This window comes from Stutzerimonas stutzeri SDM-LAC, assembly GCF_000235745.1.
GTDB classification, from domain to species: Bacteria; Pseudomonadota; Gammaproteobacteria; order Pseudomonadales; family Pseudomonadaceae; genus Stutzerimonas; species Stutzerimonas stutzeri_H.
In genome coordinates, this window is record NZ_AGSX01000008.1 from 1 (window position 1) to 15,963 (window position 15,963).

Consider the following 15,963-nt stretch of genomic DNA (forward strand, 5'->3'; position numbering starts at 1 on the left):
GTCGAGAAGTCGCTTGGCTCCATCGTTAAATCCGGCAGCAGCGCCATCAATGGCGTGCTCGGACCTGGCGAGCGATTCAACACCAAAGGCCTGATCTACTGCGCGACGCCTGCCAGCGATTTCGTCTGCGGCACCCTGCAATTGGCGGCCGGCATGAACCTGCATGTGTTCACAACAGGCCGTGGCACACCCTATGGCCTGGCCATGGCGCCTGTAGTCAAGGTGTCCACCCGCACCGAGCTGGCCGAGCGCTGGCCTGATCTGATCGATGTGGATGCAGGCCGCATTGCAACCGGTCGTTCCAGCATTGAAGAGCTGGGCTGGGAGTTGTTTCACTACTACCTGGACGTTGCCAGCGGTCGTAAAAAGACCTGGGCCGAGCAGCACCGCATCCACAACGACATCACCCTGTTCAATCCGGCTCCGATTACCTGAACCCGGCAAAGTCAGCGCATCCAAAGCGATGCGCGGTTTCGGTAGTTGGCAGCAGGAAGAACGAGAACCATCGACCCCAAACGCCTGATGAACCCCGGCAAGTTGCCCTGATCACGCTGCCACGTTCCCCACCCATTTAGGTAATTTCGTGACCTGCATACTCCAGATCGGCCCGCTGACAGAACGTTTCAACCATGGCATGGCAGCGGAGCATGAGGTGTTGCGTTTCTGGGAGGAGGGGGCAGAGGCGTTGATCGCTCAGCATGCCCAGCGCATCGATATCGTGGTGACTTCCGGCCGCTTCGGCTGTACGGCAGGGCTGATCGAACGTTTGCCCAACCTGCGAGCGATCATCAGTTTCGGCGTCGGCTATGACGCCATCGACGTGGCTGCCGCGCGCGCTCGGGATATCCAGGTCAGCAACACCCCGGACGTACTCAACGACTGCGTGGCGGATCTGGCGTTCGGCTTGATCATCGACACCGCGAGGCAGATATCGCGCGCCGACCGCTTCGTACGGACGGGCAAGTGGCCTTCTGGCGGCTTGCCCTTGGCGGTGCGAGTCAGCGGCAAGCGGCTGGGTATCGTCGGTCTGGGTCGAATAGGCGAAACGGTGGCCAAGCGGTCCACGGGCTTCGACATGCAGGTGCGCTACCACAATCGCCGACCTGTTGAGGGCAGCGCCTACGGCTACGAATCCAACCTGATCGAGTTGGCGAAGTGGAGCGATTTCCTGGTCGTGACCTGCCCTGGGGGCGAGAGCACTCGCAACCTGATCAATCGAGACGTGCTGGATGCGCTTGGCGCGAAAGGGATCTTGATCAACATCTCGCGCGGCTCCGTAGTGGATGAGCCGGCCTTGGTCGAAGCGCTGATTGAAGGGCGGCTGGGTGGTGCCGGGCTCGATGTTTACGCCCACGAACCCAAGGTGCCGCAGGCGCTGATTAACTTGCCGAACGTCGTGCTGCTGCCGCACATCGGCAGCGCCACCGAGGAAACCCGGCTGGCCATGGAAGAGTTGCTGTTCGCCAACCTGCGTGCGTTTCTCGAGCGCGGCGAGGTGCTGACGGCTGTCTGAGCACACACACCCGTGCGTTTCAGATGAGTAGGCGGCCTCGGTCGCTGGCGGCCCAGGCCAAAAGCCTCGGTCAGATAACTACAGAGTGACATCCCTTGGGCGTCTACCGCCGCGAGCCACAAGCCCGCAGGTGCTAGGCGCCATTTCAGTTCAAGCCCGCGAGCGATACAGCTTGCTCAGGAGAGATCGAATGCCCGCTTTAGATCCAGATCTGAGTGAAATCGAGCTTCAGCACGGCGCGCTACAACTGTCGGTTTGCCCGGCATTGGGCGGCGCGATCACACAATTGAGCATCGATGGCATCGACCTTCTACGGCCGTGGGACGGTTCCGATAACGTGCGGCGTACCAGCTGCTTTGTTCTCGCGCCTTTTTCCAATCGGGTGGGCGACGGTGCGTTTCAGCATGAGGGAGAGCGTCATCCGTTGCGCAGCCTGTCTGCCGAACACCCTTTGCCCATTCACGGCGTCGCCTGGAAACGAGCCTGGAGCCTGGCCGAACAAACCTTGACCAGCCTTCGCCTGACGCTCACGCATCAGCCCGAAGGGGATGCCGTGCTTGACTGGCCCTTCGCATTCGAGATGGAGCACGACATTAAGCTCGACGATTGCGGCGTTGCACTTGAACTGCAGCTGCGCAACATCGATAGCCGCTCGATGCCCGCCGGGCTTGGCTGGCATCCGTATTTCCTGCGCCATGAGGCGTGCCGGTTACAGTTCAAAGCGCAAGGCGTCTGGCAGAACGACGCACGTAATCTGCCAGCGCAGATGGCGCCGATCCCTGACAACTGGGATTTCTCAGGCGAGAAATCGCTTCAACAGCCCGGTCTGGACAACTGCTTCGTACGGCGCACCGGGCCCGTAACCATCCGCTGGCCGAACGAAGGGGTACAGCTGACCCTGCATCCAAGCGAGACACTCGATCATCTGGTCGTGTTTACGCCACCGGCAGAAATGGGCTTCTTTGCGGTTGAGCCGGTTTCGCACGCCAACAATGCGCTCTGTATGGACAACCCGACAGCGAACGGCATTCGTACGTTGGCCCCCGGTGAAACCATGAGGGTCAAATGCAGGTTTGCGATAGCGCGCGCGTGACCCGTTGGCGCAATCAGCGTTTCGCTCACCGGCATCGCCCCTTGTCGTACCGCAGGAGATCGCCACTACCGAGTAGAGCAGCATCGCTGCCCAACGCCTAGGCACACCGCACTCACATCGCGGCCCCGCTTGTGCTGCGCCGTGCCGCCAGCCGCCAGCCGCCAGCCCAGTTAGCTCTGTGAAGTCGAAAAAAAGCCCGTCACAAGGACGGGCGAAAGTTTCCGCAACAGGAGCGAGGAGTGTTGCGTCCAGCGTGGTACGTACCGCTTACAGGATCGAGATTGGGTAGTTGAAGATCAGGCGATTCTCGTCGAACTCGTTACGGCTGAACGAACTGTCACGACGCATGCTGGAGTTACGCCACTTGATGTTGAGATTCTTGAACGTACCGTTCTGCACGGTATAAGCCAGTTCGGATTCGCGCCCCCATTCCTTGCCTTCATCACCGCTTGCGGTGGTGATGTTGTCACCGCTGATGTAACGGTTCATCAGGACCAGGCCAGGGATACCGACGCTTGCGAAGTTGTAGTCGTGGCGTAGCTGCCAGGAGCGCTCATCCGCTGCGTCGTAGGCGGAGTTGAAGCTGTCGTTGGCCAGTGAGCCGCCGCTGGTACCGTTGACGCGCATCCACTGATCGCCGCTGACTTTCTGCAAACCGACATAAAAGGTATTGGCGCCGGCTTGTAGGCCAAACAGGCCGGAATAAGTCTTGTTGTCCAGGTCGCCAGCCAATGCGCTGCCTTCATCTTTACCGGTGAAGTAGCCGAGGTTTGCAGTCAGAGCGAAGTCCTCTCCGAGCGGCTGCACGTGTAATAACTGGACGTAGCTCTGCTGGTAGATGTCCTCGAGGCGGGCATGCCACAAGCCGACCTTGGTCTTCTCGGTGAACGAGTATTCGCCGCCAGCGAAGTTAAAGCGATCCGAGCTTGCGCCACCGAAGGACATGTCTTCCATGCTTGCATCGTCACGGGTGCTGTTCTGACGCATCTGGCCACCGTACAGCGCAAGGTTACTTATTTCCTTCGACGTGATCATGCCGCCTTGAAAGGTCTGCGGCAGCGAGCGGCCGTCATCCGCACGCAGTACTGGCACCACGACCTGCCACTCACCGACACGCAGCTCGGTTTCCGACACCTTTGCCTTGGCGGCAACGGCGAGCCGGCCGAAGTCATCCGCAGGGTGACGATCATCACCTTTGCCGTGGGTCGGCAGCAGGCCGGTTCCATAGGTGCCGCTACCGCCGTCGAGCTTGACTGCCAGACCGGCCAACACGTCCACGCCAAAGCCTATCGGGCCTGGGGTGTAGCCCGACTGAACGTTGAGAATGAAGCTTTGCGTCCACTCCTCGGCCTTGTTCTGGCCGTCGTTATACGCCGGATCTACGAAGTTGCGGTTGATGTAGAAATTGCGTGCATTGACTGTGACTTTACTGCCTTCGACAAAACCGTCCGCTGCATGAGCTACGGCAGGAATGCCAAGCGCCAGCGAGAGAGTGCCCGCGAATACAGCGGCAGACAGTGGGTTGCGTGGGGTCATTGTTGTTGTGCTCCCTTTTTTAAGTAATCCGCCACGCACGGACATAGCCTAAAGCGAAGCGGGATGTAGCGCGGCCGAGGTGTGCCGCCGCCGCATGAAGATACGTTATCTGTTGTCATACGACGTACCGAATTATGGACACCACTCAAACCTTGTCAATTCATTTGTAAAGAATTGTTGGAGTGTCAGACTTTGGTCTAGTGCAAGGAACAGCCACGTGCTCAGCGTATAGCGAGCGGCATCGCTCGGTTGCTTAGCTTGGCTGCGAGCGTAGGTGAGAGGTCAGATGACCTTCGACTCAAAGCGGTTACTAAACGGAGAGGTTCCACCACGTAGGCAGGAGACGTCTGACCTGTGGTTGACCAAAACGGTCATCAATCAGATGCACCACACCAGCATCTTCAGTGGTGCGGATTACGCGACCAGCCGCCTGTACGACTTTTTGCAGCCCTGGGAACAGGTACGTGTAGTCATAACCGGCGCCAAACAGGCGATCCATGCGCGCTTTCATCTGCTCATTGATCGGGTTGATCTGAGGCAGGCCTAACGTAGCGACGAATGCACCGATCAGACGATCACCGGGAAGGTCGATTCCCTCCGAAAATGCTCCACCTAGAACGGCAAAACCAATGCCGCTACTGGTGGCGGTAAAACGTTCGAGAAACGCGTTGCGCGCGGTTTCGTGCATGCTTCTGGCCTGTTCCCAGCAAGGCAGGTCGGGATGCTGCGCATGGAGCAGGGCGGTGACCTGTTGCAGGTAGTCGAAGCTACTGAAAAATGCCAGATAGTTACCCGGGCGCTCTCGGTATTGTTCTGCCAGCAGATCGACGAGAGCCTGAAGCGAGGCGTAGCGGTCGCGATATCGGGTGGAAATGTGCCGTGCCAGGTGAACTTCAAGCTGCTCGGCCCGGAAGGGTGATTCGACATCGATCCAGACATGCTTGTGCGGCACACCGAGCGTGTCTGCGTAGAAGCGCTGCGGCGCCAGCGTGGCCGAAAACAGAACGCAGGAGCGCGCCTCAAGCATCCGCGGTGCCAGGAAGGGGCCCGGTAGTACGTTGCGTATGCACAGGACCGAAGCGCGGCCACCGTTACCCCCTTCTCGCGCAGGGAGGAGGGTGCAATCGAATAGCGAGTGTTCGCCGAACAGTTCCGTCAGGCGGCAGAAGTGCATGGCGTCGAAGTACGCCGCCTGCAGCGCTGGATCGAGCCCTGTGGGATGTTCACCAAGGTAGTCGGTGATTGCGCTGACAGCTTGCTGCAGCGCGTTGATGAGCTTATGCGGGAGCTCCGGAAGTACCTGATAGTCACTGTTCTGCAGTCGCTGCAGGTCGTTCCAGCATCGCAAGACGCGCTCAATCGGCTTCTTAAGTACTGCCGGAGATGTTTTCCGTAACGCCTTGATCTTTCTAGCATCCAACTCGGCTGTATACATGCCTCTACCGCGTTCGAGGAGGTTATGTGCTTCGTCCACCAGCACACCAACGCGCCATTGGCTGAGCAAGGTCAGACTGTAGAGCAAGGCGCTCATGCCAAAGTAATAGTTGTAATCGCCCACCACCACATCAGCCCAGCGAGCCAATTCCTGGCTGAGGTAATAGGGGCAGACCTGATGCGCCAGCGCAACGTCTCGCAGGTTCGCCTGATCGAGAAAGGGCTGCGTGATGGCCTGCGCACGTGCAGCAGGGATCCGATCATAGAAGCCGCGAGCAAGTGGGCAGGACTCTCCGTGACAGGCCTTGTCCGGGTGTTCGCAGGCTTTGTCGCGGGCAATCAGTTCGAGCGTGCGCAAGGGCATCGATCCCTGGCTCAGCTTTTTCAATGCATCCAGCGCAAGTTGTCGCCCGGAGGTTTTCGCGGTGAGAAAGAACAGCTTGTCCATCTGCTGACCAGGGAACGCCTTCAACTGCGGGAAAAGCGTAGCGAGGGTTTTGCCGATACCGGTTGGCGCCTGCGCCATGAGATGGGTGCCGGTGCAGGCGGATTTGTACACGGCTTCGGCAAGCTGCCGCTGGCCACTGCGAAACTCACCGTAGGGGAACGTCATGCTTCTGAGCGCCTGATCACGCTCGGCTCGATGGGCCAGTTCCTGTTCTGCCCAAGCTATGAAGCGTTGGCACTGCGTTTCGAAAAACACCTTCAGGTCATCAGCCGTGAACGGCTCGACCAGAACGGTTTCTTTCTGGCTGACCACATCGAAGTACACCAGCGCGACGTTCAGCGACTGCAGCCCGCGCGTCTCACAGAGCAACCAGCCGTAAACCTTGGCCTGTGCCCAATGCAGATAGCGGTGATTTGCAGGCTGGTGCACCAGATCACCACGGTAGGTTTTGATCTCTTCCAGCTGGTTCTTTACCGGATCGTAGCCATCCGCGCGGCCTCGCACGCTGAGCGAGCGGTAGCTTCCTTCGAGGGTAACCTCACGCTCATAGCCGTCTGCGCGTCGGGCCGTAACGGTCGTGTGCCCCGCAATTCCTTCCAATGCGGTCGGCGAGGGGGTAAAGCGCAAGTCCAGATCGCCCTGTTTAGCGGTGAACTCGCACAGTGCTCGAACGGCAACCCGGTAGCTCAAGTCGAAGCCTCATCCCATTGCACGTAACAGACGGCGATTGGCACCCGATGACGCAACGCAAAGTCGATCCAGCGCTTCTGATTGTCCTGCAGGCGGTCGCCAGGGCCTTTCACTTCGACCAATCGATAGCACTGCTCATCGGGGAAGAACTGGACGAGGTCCGGCAGGCCGCTGCGATGGTTGGGTACGTCCAGCAGGATGCGGTGGAAGAACGCACGCAGGTGTTCGGCTGGAATACATTCGAGGGCCAGATCCAGCAATGCCTCGTCGAACAGCCCCCAGCTTACGAACTGAGACTGCACACCGAATTTATGACGATAAACGTTACGTATGCAGTCGCGGTATTCGTCTGTTCCGAGCTTGTTCAGGCAGTCGTCGAACAGCTCAGCGCGGCGGCTGTGAAAATCGGGACGGGCGAGGTCTGCCGGCCCTGCATGAAAGGGGTGAAAGAACGCGCCGGGCAGCGGCGCGAATATCGCGTCCCAGCAGAGCAGGCCGAGCAGCGAATTGATCAAGGCATTCTCTACGTAGTACGCGGGTGCATCACTACGGGTCAGGTGCTCGCGGACCGCGTGCTCGACACTCATTGTCTCCGGGCGCGGGAGCCTTAGGTCGATCCGCTCCGGCTGGGCAGTGTGCCGACTGCGCGGGGTCGTTTCACCTAGGGTTCGCCGCAAGCGTGGAAGGATGCGCTGTAACTGCTGGGCTTCATGCTCGCTTTCAGGCGCGGCGTCCGCTGTCAGGGCCAGTTGTAATGCCGCTTCCGGTTGGTCATGCCGCTCCAGCACCCGAATTGCCCGCTCACGGGCACCGGGATAGCCGTTGGCCGCGTGCAGTTTCAGCGCCAGAGACCAGCTCCCGTCGCGCTCGCATTGCCTGGCTAAACTCAGCAATAGCTTGCCACGGCGGTTTTCCAGCCACTCGTTGGCGTAACCGGTCGCGGGCACATCAGGCAGCACCGTTTCGACCGCTTCGCCCGCCTCGAAGCGTTCACGGCAGCGATGCAAATGCAGATAGGCATCGACATCGGCCCGCGCATGAAACGCTCGGGACGCCGGGGAAAATGCAACCTGCTCGTAGCGAAAGATACCGAGATCGGCCAGTACAAATTCGGACCAGTCCTGGTGGATGTTGCCGAAGAACATCAGCCGCAGTCGATCGCACAGATCGCCGATGGCCAGCCTGAATGCGGCATCCGCCAGCCCCTCACACCAGCTTGCGAAGGGTTTGGGCTCGGTGTGTTCAACCTGCATGGCCCGGAACAGATCGGTCTTGCGCTGGCCGGCGGCAGAGTTGCCGAACACCGCCAGCAGTTCATCCTTCTTCAACAACCCGAACAGCTGCGTGATATCCACCATCGGATTGGTTTCGAGCCAGCCGCGTTCGACAAGCGCAGCCGATGCCTCGATGGCGCAGCCGATCTCCGCGTAGCGCAGCTTACTCGCGCGAAACAGCAGCCCCTTGCGCATCACCATGCGTACTAGCAGTGCTTGAGAGGCGTGCGGGATCAGCTCGAACTGATCCAGAAACCCTCGTTCCTGATCGTCCAGCAGATCGCCGTGCCGCTCACCGACCCAGGCAAGCACCTGACGAAAGTTGTCGAGGTAATAAAAAGGGTTTTCCAGGGCCTGGCGCATGAACGTCCGGTTCGGTGAAACCTGGGCGCTGCGGCCCGTAGGGCTGTGTATTTATACAGTTGGCGAGACGTTTTGCAACGGCTGGACGATCAGTGGCGCGGGTAGGAGGTTTTTAGCGAAGCGGACGCAGGCGCTGCGCTCAACCCTCCCATGATTGGGTGGGTTAAGCGCGTCGACTATCAAACAGTGCGGGAGAAACGACCGCGCTGTTCGCCGCCCAGATAGGCATCGAATGCCATGGCGACGTTGCGCATCATCAGATGGCCCTGTGGAAGCAAAACCACGGCGCGCTCGGTAATCTCGACCAGGCCATCAGCGACATGCTCGTCCAGTTTGGCCAGCGAGTCGGCGAAATACTCTTGGAAGTCGATGTCGTAGCGCTGTTCGATCTCGGCAAAGTCGATGCGGCCGTGACACATCAGCGAAATGATCACTTCGCGCCGTAGCCTGTCGTCCTCACTGAGTTTGTAGCCACGGTGAACCGGCAGCATGCCTTCGTTCAGGCGCGCGTAGTACTGCGACAGCTCTTTTACGTTCTGGCTGTAGCTGTTGCCGATTTTGCCGATGGACGAGATACCGAGCCCGATCAGGTCACAATCGGCGTGGGTCGAGTAGCCCTGGAAGTTGCGCTGCAGCGTGCCGTTGGCACGGGCGAGGGTCAGTTCATCCTCCGGCAGGGAGAAATGATCCATGCCGATATAGACGTAACCCGCGTCGGTCAGCCGCCGGATGGTCAATTCCAGCAGTTCCAGCTTACGCTCCGGTGGTGGCATGTCTTCGGGGCGGATCAGCTTCTGCGCGCGCACCAGATCCGGCAGGTGCGCATAACTGTAGGCTGCGATGCGATCCGGGCGGATGTCGATGATCTTGTCCAATGTAACGCCGAAGCTTTCGATGGTTTGCAACGGCAGGCCGTAGATCAGGTCGACGCTGATCGATTTGAAGCGGGCGTCACGTGCAGCCTGGACCAGCTCGCGCGTCTGCTCTTCGGTCTGGATGCGGTTGACCGCTATCTGCACTTGCTCATCGAAGTCCTGCACACCAAAGCTCAAGCGGTTGAAGCCCAGCTCGCGCAGCTGGTAAATCTGCGCCGGCGTGACGGTACGCGGATCAACTTCCAGCGAGAACTCGTGGTTGTCGCTGTCGTCCATGTTGAACGCGTCGCGCAGCGTAGCCATCAAGTCAGTCAGCTGTTCACTGGTGAGGTAGGTCGGTGTGCCACCGCCGAGATGCAGCTGAGTCAGCTTGCGCGAGCGGTCGAACAACGCTGCCTGCATCTTGATCTCGCGCTTGAGGTAGTCGAGATACTCAACGGCGCGACCTGTCTTATGGGTGATGATCTTGTTGCACGCGCAGTAGTAACAAAGGCTTTTGCAGAACGGGATATGGATGTACACCGACAGCGGCTTGGGCGTCGGGGCCTCGTTGGTCTCCTGCGCGGCGCTGCGGTAGTCATCAATGGCAAAGGCCTGATGAAACTGCGGGGCAGTGGGGTAGGAGGTATAGCGAGGACCGGGACGGTCATACTTCTCGACCAGGGCGCGGTTAAAGCTCGGCGTTTGGTCCATGTAGGGTTTCACCTTGATTGCATGATTGTGAGTGGCCGGGTCGGGCAGTGCCGTCCGCAGCTTGCGACATCTTGGCGCCAATTATCGCGTTTCCTCGTATGGCGTTGGCCTGTCCGAGATCAAGAACCGGTCAGGCCCGAGCGCGCGGGCGCCAAGCGGTCAACACCAGGATTGTAGGCCAAACTGCCGGGCAGCATGTACTCGGCAGTCTTTCACTTTTGATTACAACCGGAACTGGCCAACCAGGCGATTCAGCTCGGCCGCCAGTTGCACCAGCTCCTCACTGATCCGCGAGGTTTGAGACGCGTCGGCCAGGGTGGTGTCAGCGATCGTGCTGATAGTGGTGATGTTACGGTTGATCTCTTCAGCAACGGCGCTCTGCTCCTCGGCCGCCGTGGCGATCTGGGTGTTCATGCCGGTTATGGCGTTCACTTCGCCCGCGATAACGGTGAGGCTCTGCGCGGTCTTGGCGACACAATCCGAACCCGAGTGAGCGCGAACCTGAGCACCTTCCATAGCTTGTACGGCGTTACGTACACCGTTTTGCAGTTGCTCGATGGTGCGCTGGATTTCTTCGGTGGATTTCTGCGTGCGCGAGGCGAGGGTACGCACCTCATCGGCGACCACAGCGAAGCCTCGGCCCTGTTCCCCGGCGCGGGCAGCCTCGATGGCGGCATTCAGCGCAAGAAGATTGGTCTGCTCGGCGATACCGTTGATGACGTTCAGAACCATGCCGATGCTGACGCTGTCCGTTTCAACCTGCTTGATCACCTGCGCGGCTTTTTCGATGTCCCGAATCAACACCTCGATACCATCCAGCGCCTCGGTTGCGAGGGAGACGCCAACGCGCGATTCCGCATCGGCGCCGCTCGAAGCCGACGCTGTCTCGTTAGCATGACGAGCCACCTCCTGAACGGTCGCGCTCATTTCGTTCATGGCCGAGGCGACCATGTCGGTTTCGCTGCGCTGCTCCATGACCGCTGTCTGGGTCTTCTCCGCAACGCTCGATACTCGATTCGATACCTCGCCCAATTGGCGAGTTACGGTAGCCACTGCTTCGAGGCTGTTGCGGAACTTGAAAATCATGTGGTTGAAGGCAGTGCCCATGGCCCCGACTTCATCCTGAGCCTGCACTGCGACTGTGCGGCTGAGGTCTTCGTCCTTGGTCATCGCCTCCATGGTATGGCGCATGTCGTTGATGCGGCTGATGATGATCCGGCGAATGATGTAACCCATGACAATCAGGCCCGCCAGTAGCAGCAGGGCCTGGATTACGGCTGAGGTCAGAATGTTGCGATGCACCTCGCCGTCCAGCGCAGACAGGTCGTAGCTGATACGAACCGCGCCCATCACCGTGTCCTGTGGGACCTGGTGGCAGGTCAAACAATTGGTGCCGCGGTAATCCTGTCGCGCATGGATCGGATTGATCACCGTCAGCACGCGTCCGTTCTGACCTTCGCTTACTTCGATGGTGGCATCGCCGGCAAGCGCACGTTTGTCGAGCTCGTCCTTGGGTGCCTGATGTTCGAACCCAGGCCCGAAGACCTTGGTCACCGGCTCGCCGCGAACGATACGTGCATCGATTACCCCCGGCCGGGCAAGAATCTTGTTACGCAGCACTTCACGCTGGCTCATGGTGCCGGTCAGCATCATGGTGTTGATACTGTCAAAGTAGGAGTCAGCCGTATCTTTGGTCTGCTGCTCGACGACACGGAGTATCAGCTGTTTCTCTGAACCTGCCGAGTAGAACAGGGAGGCTGCCAGCACCAGGGCAAATACCACCAACAGCGCCAGGTTGATTTTAGTTTGAACCGACATTTGCCGAGCTGGGGACGTAGTGTTCATCCTGTTCCTTAGGTATTGCGATTACACGAAAACGAAAGCGTCACCGGCGTATGTGGCGGCCCACCGCCGGCGGTCAGGCTTGCCGCTTTATCGGCCCAGCTTATCGGCCGAACATCCCCGCGCTTTACAAGGTAATGTGCCCTGACAGATAAAGGCATAGTGCTATTAGCGAGGCCGGCGACATCCTAGCTGCTGTGCAACCGCGCAGAGCCATGGCTGGCGATGAAAGGAAATCAATCTCCGGCTCTGTTGATTTGAATCAACGGATGATGGGGTAGCGCCTCAGTTGCGGCCTTACCTCTTCATCAATCGATCATGCGAGCGCCCGATAGCCCAAGCCCATGCAGCACCCGGCTACGGCTTCGAGGCGTTTGCCTACCGCAACTGCAATCTTTTTCCGTCAAGCCACTTGGCAATCCTCACGGGCAGGGCCACGCTATGCAGAGGTTATGTCAATGACCATCTGTCAGGTTGCTTGCCTAGCCAAATTAGCCCAGTCGCGGTCGAACCCCGAATCGTTTCGGCGGTCGTAGCCTCTAGTCAGTCGCCGTTAGCGGGACATGCAGGGTATGGCTGCTGACCGATCCAGGCGCAGTGCATCAGTTGGACTCATCTTTTCAAGGACTCACATGATCAAGAAATGCCTTTTTCCTGCGGCCGGATATGGCACGCGCTTCCTTCCTGCGACCAAGGCCATGCCCAAGGAAATGTTGCCGGTCGTGAACAAGCCCCTGATTCAATATGGGGTTGAGGAGGCACTGGCTGCCGGGCTGGGCCAGATTGCAATTGTTACCGGACGCGGCAAGCGCTCCCTGGAAGACCACTTCGATATCAGCTACGAGCTCGAACATCAGATCCGCAACACTGACAAGGAAAAATACCTGGTCGGCATTCGCAAACTGATCGATGAATGCAGCTTCTCGTATACCCGTCAGGTTGAGATGAAGGGCTTGGGTCATGCAATCCTCAGCGGCCGCCCACTGATCGGCGACGAACCCTTCGCCGTGGTCCTCGCTGACGACCTGTGCATCAACCTCAATGGCGATCCGGTGCTGGCGCAGATGGTCAAGCTGTACAACCAGTTCCGCTGCTCCATCGTCGCAATCCAGGAAGTGCCGCCGGAGGAGACCAGCAAATACGGCGTGATCGCCGGCGAGATGATCCGCGACGACATTTTCCGTGTCAGCCACATGGTCGAGAAACCCAAGCCCGAAGAGGCACCGTCCAATCTCGCCATCATCGGCCGCTACATCCTCACGCCCGATATCTTTGACCTTATCGAGCAGACCGAGCCAGGCAAGGGCGGCGAAATCCAGATCACCGACGCGCTGATGCGCCAGGCCCAGGACGGTTGTGTACTGGCGTATAAGTTCAAGGGCCAGCGTTTCGACTGCGGCAGCGCCGAGGGCTATATCGCAGCGACCAACTTCTGCTACGAGAACTTCTACCTGACCGGTAAAGCTTTCTAAGCACTACTGCGCTGAATGGAAAAAGCCACCTTCGGGTGGCTTTTGCGTTTCAAGGAGCGGGCATTTCTTCGGCACCTGGCCCGAGGGGCTGACCGTAGCTGAACTCGACATTGTTGCCGGCCGGGTCGCGAACGCCACAGTAATAGCCAACCGGGGAGGGCTCGTCCCTGGGCTCCCAAATCAGGCAGCCAACCTGGCGCGCCATGTTAGCAATTGCATCGACCTCGGCGCGGCTGGCCAGGGCAAAGCCGAAATGGCTGTAGTCGTTGTCGGCTAATGCACGATCTTGCCCGCCGGGCATTATCACGAAAATGAACTCACGTTCCTTTCCCGGTTCCGCCATCCAGACGATGCGCGAGCCTTTGCCTGCGCGCTCGTGAAACACCTGCATTCCGCAGAACCGCTCATAGAAGGCGATGCAGGCATCGAGATCGGGCACGTGCAGGGCAAGATGAGTGAGGGTAGGGCGCATGCGATGCTCCTCCAATGAATCCGGTCAACGGCCTGGGTTATGCTGTGCGATCTACAAGGGAGACAACAGTTCATGGCTTACGACTTCGATCTATTTGTCATCGGCGCGGGTTCCGGTGGCGTCCGTGCCGCCCGTTTTGCGGCTGGCTATGGCGCCCGTGTGGCGGTAGCTGAAAGCCGTTACCTCGGCGGCACCTGCGTAAACGTTGGCTGTGTGCCGAAGAAGTTGCTGGTCTACGGCGCGCACTATGCCGAAGACATCCATGAGGCCAAGGGCTATGGCTGGACCATCGACGGCGCCAGGTTCGATTGGGCTTCGCTCATAGCCAACAAGGATCGCGAGATCCAGCGTCTCAATGGGATCTACAAAAACCTGCTGACCGACAGCGGCGTCACGCTGCTAGAAGCCCATGCACGCCTGGTCGACGCCCACACCATCGAGGTCGAGGGCAAGCACTACAGCGCCGAGCACATTCTGATCGCCACTGGCGGCTGGCCGTTCGTGCCGGATATCCCGGGCTGCGAGCACGCCATTACCTCTAACGAGGCGTTTTACCTTGATGCACTGCCACGTCGCGTTCTGGTGGTGGGCGGTGGCTATATCGCCGTCGAGTTTGCTTCGATCTTCCATGGTTGTGGTGCCGACACCAAGCTGCTCTATCGCGGAGAACTGTTCCTCCGTGGTTTCGATGGCTCGCTGCGTGATCATCTCAAGGACGAGCTGATCAAGAAGGGTCTCGATCTGCAGTTCAATGCCGACATCGCTCGCATCGACAAACAGGTGGACGGAACGCTACTTGCCACGCTGGAAGACGGTCGCACGCTGGAAGCCGATTGCATCTTCTACGCCACGGGGCGTCGGCCGATGCTTGATGGGCTAGGGCTGGAAAACGTGGACGTGGCTCTGGACAACCGAGGTTTCATTGCCATCGACGATCAGTTCCGCACCACGACGCCATCGATCCTGGCCATCGGGGACGTGATTGGCCGGGTCCAGCTGACCCCCGTCGCGCTCGCGGAAGGCATGGCCGTAGCCCGGCAGCTGTTCAGGCCGGAGGAGTATCGACCGGTCGACTACCAGAATATCGCTACCGCCGTGTTCAGCCTGCCAAACATGGCGACGGTTGGGTTGACCGAAGAACAAGCGCGCGAAAAAGGACACAAGGTGGTGCTGTTCGAAAGTCGTTTCCGACCGATGAAGCAGACCATGACCGACAGCCTCGAGCGAAGCCTGATGAAACTGGTCGTCGACGCGGAGACCGATAAGGTGTTGGGCTGCCACATGGCCGGACCAGAGGCGGGGGAGATCATTCAGGGTTTGGCGGTTGCGCTGAAGGCCGGCGCAACCAAGCGGATCTTCGATGATACGGCGGGTATTCACCCGACTGCAGCGGAAGAGTTCGTCACGATGCGCACGCCAACAGGGATCTGACCCACAACTCGCGTAGCTGAAACAGAAACTTGCCAAGCCGGTGAAACGCTAAACAAACGTAGCTGAATGAAGGAAGAGGGGGCCCGGTTGTAGCGGCCCTCTACTGCAGGACTCAGAACAGCGTCTGGCCTACCTTGCGCCAAACGCTGTCTCGCGCTCGTTATCAGTGCTGCATATGTTCGTGACCACCTGGCTCCGGCGCCTGGTCCTGGATAGACACGTCGATGGTCACTTCACCCGCGTGCTCGAATTCGAGGGTCAGCGGAAAGCGTTCACCCGCCGCGAGCGGGGCGCTCAGTTCGAAGAGCATGACGTGATGGCCGCCCGGTTTGAACTCGACCTGGCCGCCGGCAGGCAGCTCGATCGAATCAACCTGCTTCATGCGCATCATCTCGCCTTCATGCACATGGGTATGCAGCTCAGCCTTTTTCGCGCGAGGTGTGTGCACGCCCAATAGCCGATCCGGCGCATCGCCCGGGTTTTGCACGGTGAAATAGACTGCACCGGTAAGCGCGCTGGGCGGCATGGCACGCGACCACACATGAGTGGCCACAGGCGTAGCACCCGTCATCTGGTGGTGAGCATGGTTCTGCTCAGCTGCCGTTGCTGACAAGCATGCCGTGCCGAACGCAAAAAGGGTTACCAGGCGAAGCAACATGGAGATCTCCGAGGTGTTTGAAAGCCAGAACATTAGCATGCTGCGCCCGCTGACGTTGCACTGCGTCCTGCCAGCCATAAAGGCATATACCAACCGAGCGAGCCATCAACTGACCGACACCGCGATTTATAACGGAACCTGCAGCGTCGCATCGTTTCTGTTTGAATGA

At 59.2% G+C, this 15,963-nt stretch carries 12 protein-coding genes and 1 pseudogene; 6 read left to right on the forward strand and 7 right to left on the reverse strand.

Annotated features, from left to right (window positions below):
- The 3 genes and pseudogenes from PSTU_RS20235 to PSTU_RS0100505 all read left to right on the forward strand — a co-directional run.
- Positions 1-435 (forward strand): annotated as a pseudogene (locus PSTU_RS20235) (UxaA family hydrolase); the annotation flags it as partial.
- A 148-nt stretch (positions 436-583) separates the two neighbouring features.
- A complete protein-coding gene (locus PSTU_RS0100500) occupies positions 584-1,513 on the forward strand; it encodes a 2-hydroxyacid dehydrogenase (RefSeq protein WP_019339088.1) in 930 nt (309 codons plus the stop codon).
- 190 nt (positions 1,514-1,703) lie between these two features.
- A complete protein-coding gene (locus PSTU_RS0100505; protein WP_019339089.1) occupies positions 1,704-2,606 on the forward strand; it encodes an aldose 1-epimerase in 903 nt (300 codons plus the stop codon).
- Between the two features lie 267 nt (positions 2,607-2,873).
- Here the strand turns inward: PSTU_RS0100505 and PSTU_RS0100510 are convergent, their stop codons facing one another.
- The 5 genes from PSTU_RS0100510 to PSTU_RS0100530 form a co-directional block, all read right to left on the reverse strand.
- On the reverse strand, positions 2,874-4,142 hold the full coding sequence (locus PSTU_RS0100510) for an OprD family porin (protein WP_019339090.1): 1,269 nt from the start codon (positions 4,140-4,142) through the stop codon (positions 2,874-2,876).
- A gap of 310 nt (positions 4,143-4,452) precedes the next feature.
- Positions 4,453-6,714, reverse strand: a complete 2,262-nt coding sequence (locus tag PSTU_RS0100515) for an ATP-dependent DNA helicase (RefSeq protein ID WP_019339091.1) — start codon at positions 6,712-6,714, stop codon at positions 4,453-4,455.
- Entirely contained in the window at positions 6,711-8,351 is a 1,641-nt protein-coding gene (locus PSTU_RS0100520; RefSeq protein WP_019339092.1) for a VRR-NUC domain-containing protein, read from the reverse strand. The genes PSTU_RS0100515 and PSTU_RS0100520 overlap by 4 nt, the downstream gene beginning before the upstream one ends.
- A gap of 179 nt (positions 8,352-8,530) precedes the next feature.
- Positions 8,531-9,919 (reverse strand): oxygen-independent coproporphyrinogen III oxidase, encoded by a 1,389-nt coding sequence (gene hemN / locus PSTU_RS0100525; RefSeq protein WP_019339093.1) that lies wholly within the window; start codon positions 9,917-9,919, stop codon positions 8,531-8,533.
- Between the two features lie 222 nt (positions 9,920-10,141).
- The gene (locus PSTU_RS0100530; protein ID WP_019339094.1) at positions 10,142-11,764 is read right to left on the reverse strand and encodes a methyl-accepting chemotaxis protein; all 1,623 of its coding nucleotides are present in this window, start codon (positions 11,762-11,764) and stop codon (positions 10,142-10,144) included.
- 629 nt (positions 11,765-12,393) lie between these two features.
- Between PSTU_RS0100530 and galU the strand changes: the two genes are divergently transcribed.
- On the forward strand, positions 12,394-13,233 hold the full coding sequence (gene galU / locus PSTU_RS0100535) for a UTP--glucose-1-phosphate uridylyltransferase GalU (RefSeq protein ID WP_019339095.1): 840 nt from the start codon (positions 12,394-12,396) through the stop codon (positions 13,231-13,233).
- Positions 13,234-13,282: 49 nt separating this feature from the next.
- On the opposite strand, the gene PSTU_RS0100540 is transcribed toward galU, so the two are convergent.
- Complete coding sequence (locus tag PSTU_RS0100540; RefSeq protein WP_019339096.1) at positions 13,283-13,705, reverse strand: VOC family protein; 423 nt, start codon at positions 13,703-13,705, stop codon at positions 13,283-13,285.
- Positions 13,706-13,777: 72 nt separating this feature from the next.
- Between PSTU_RS0100540 and gorA the strand changes: the two genes are divergently transcribed.
- Entirely contained in the window at positions 13,778-15,136 is a 1,359-nt protein-coding gene (gene gorA / locus PSTU_RS0100545) for a glutathione-disulfide reductase (protein ID WP_019339097.1), read from the forward strand.
- A 163-nt stretch (positions 15,137-15,299) separates the two neighbouring features.
- Here gorA and PSTU_RS0100550 read toward each other — a convergent pair whose 3' ends face one another.
- Positions 15,300-15,794, reverse strand: a complete 495-nt coding sequence (locus PSTU_RS0100550; RefSeq protein ID WP_019339098.1) for a copper chaperone PCu(A)C — start codon at positions 15,792-15,794, stop codon at positions 15,300-15,302.
- Here PSTU_RS0100550 and PSTU_RS21725 point away from each other — a divergent pair.
- Positions 15,793-15,963: a hypothetical protein gene (locus tag PSTU_RS21725; protein ID WP_019339099.1), complete on the forward strand. Its 171-nt coding sequence runs from the start codon at positions 15,793-15,795 to the stop codon at positions 15,961-15,963. The genes PSTU_RS0100550 and PSTU_RS21725 overlap by 2 nt on opposite strands.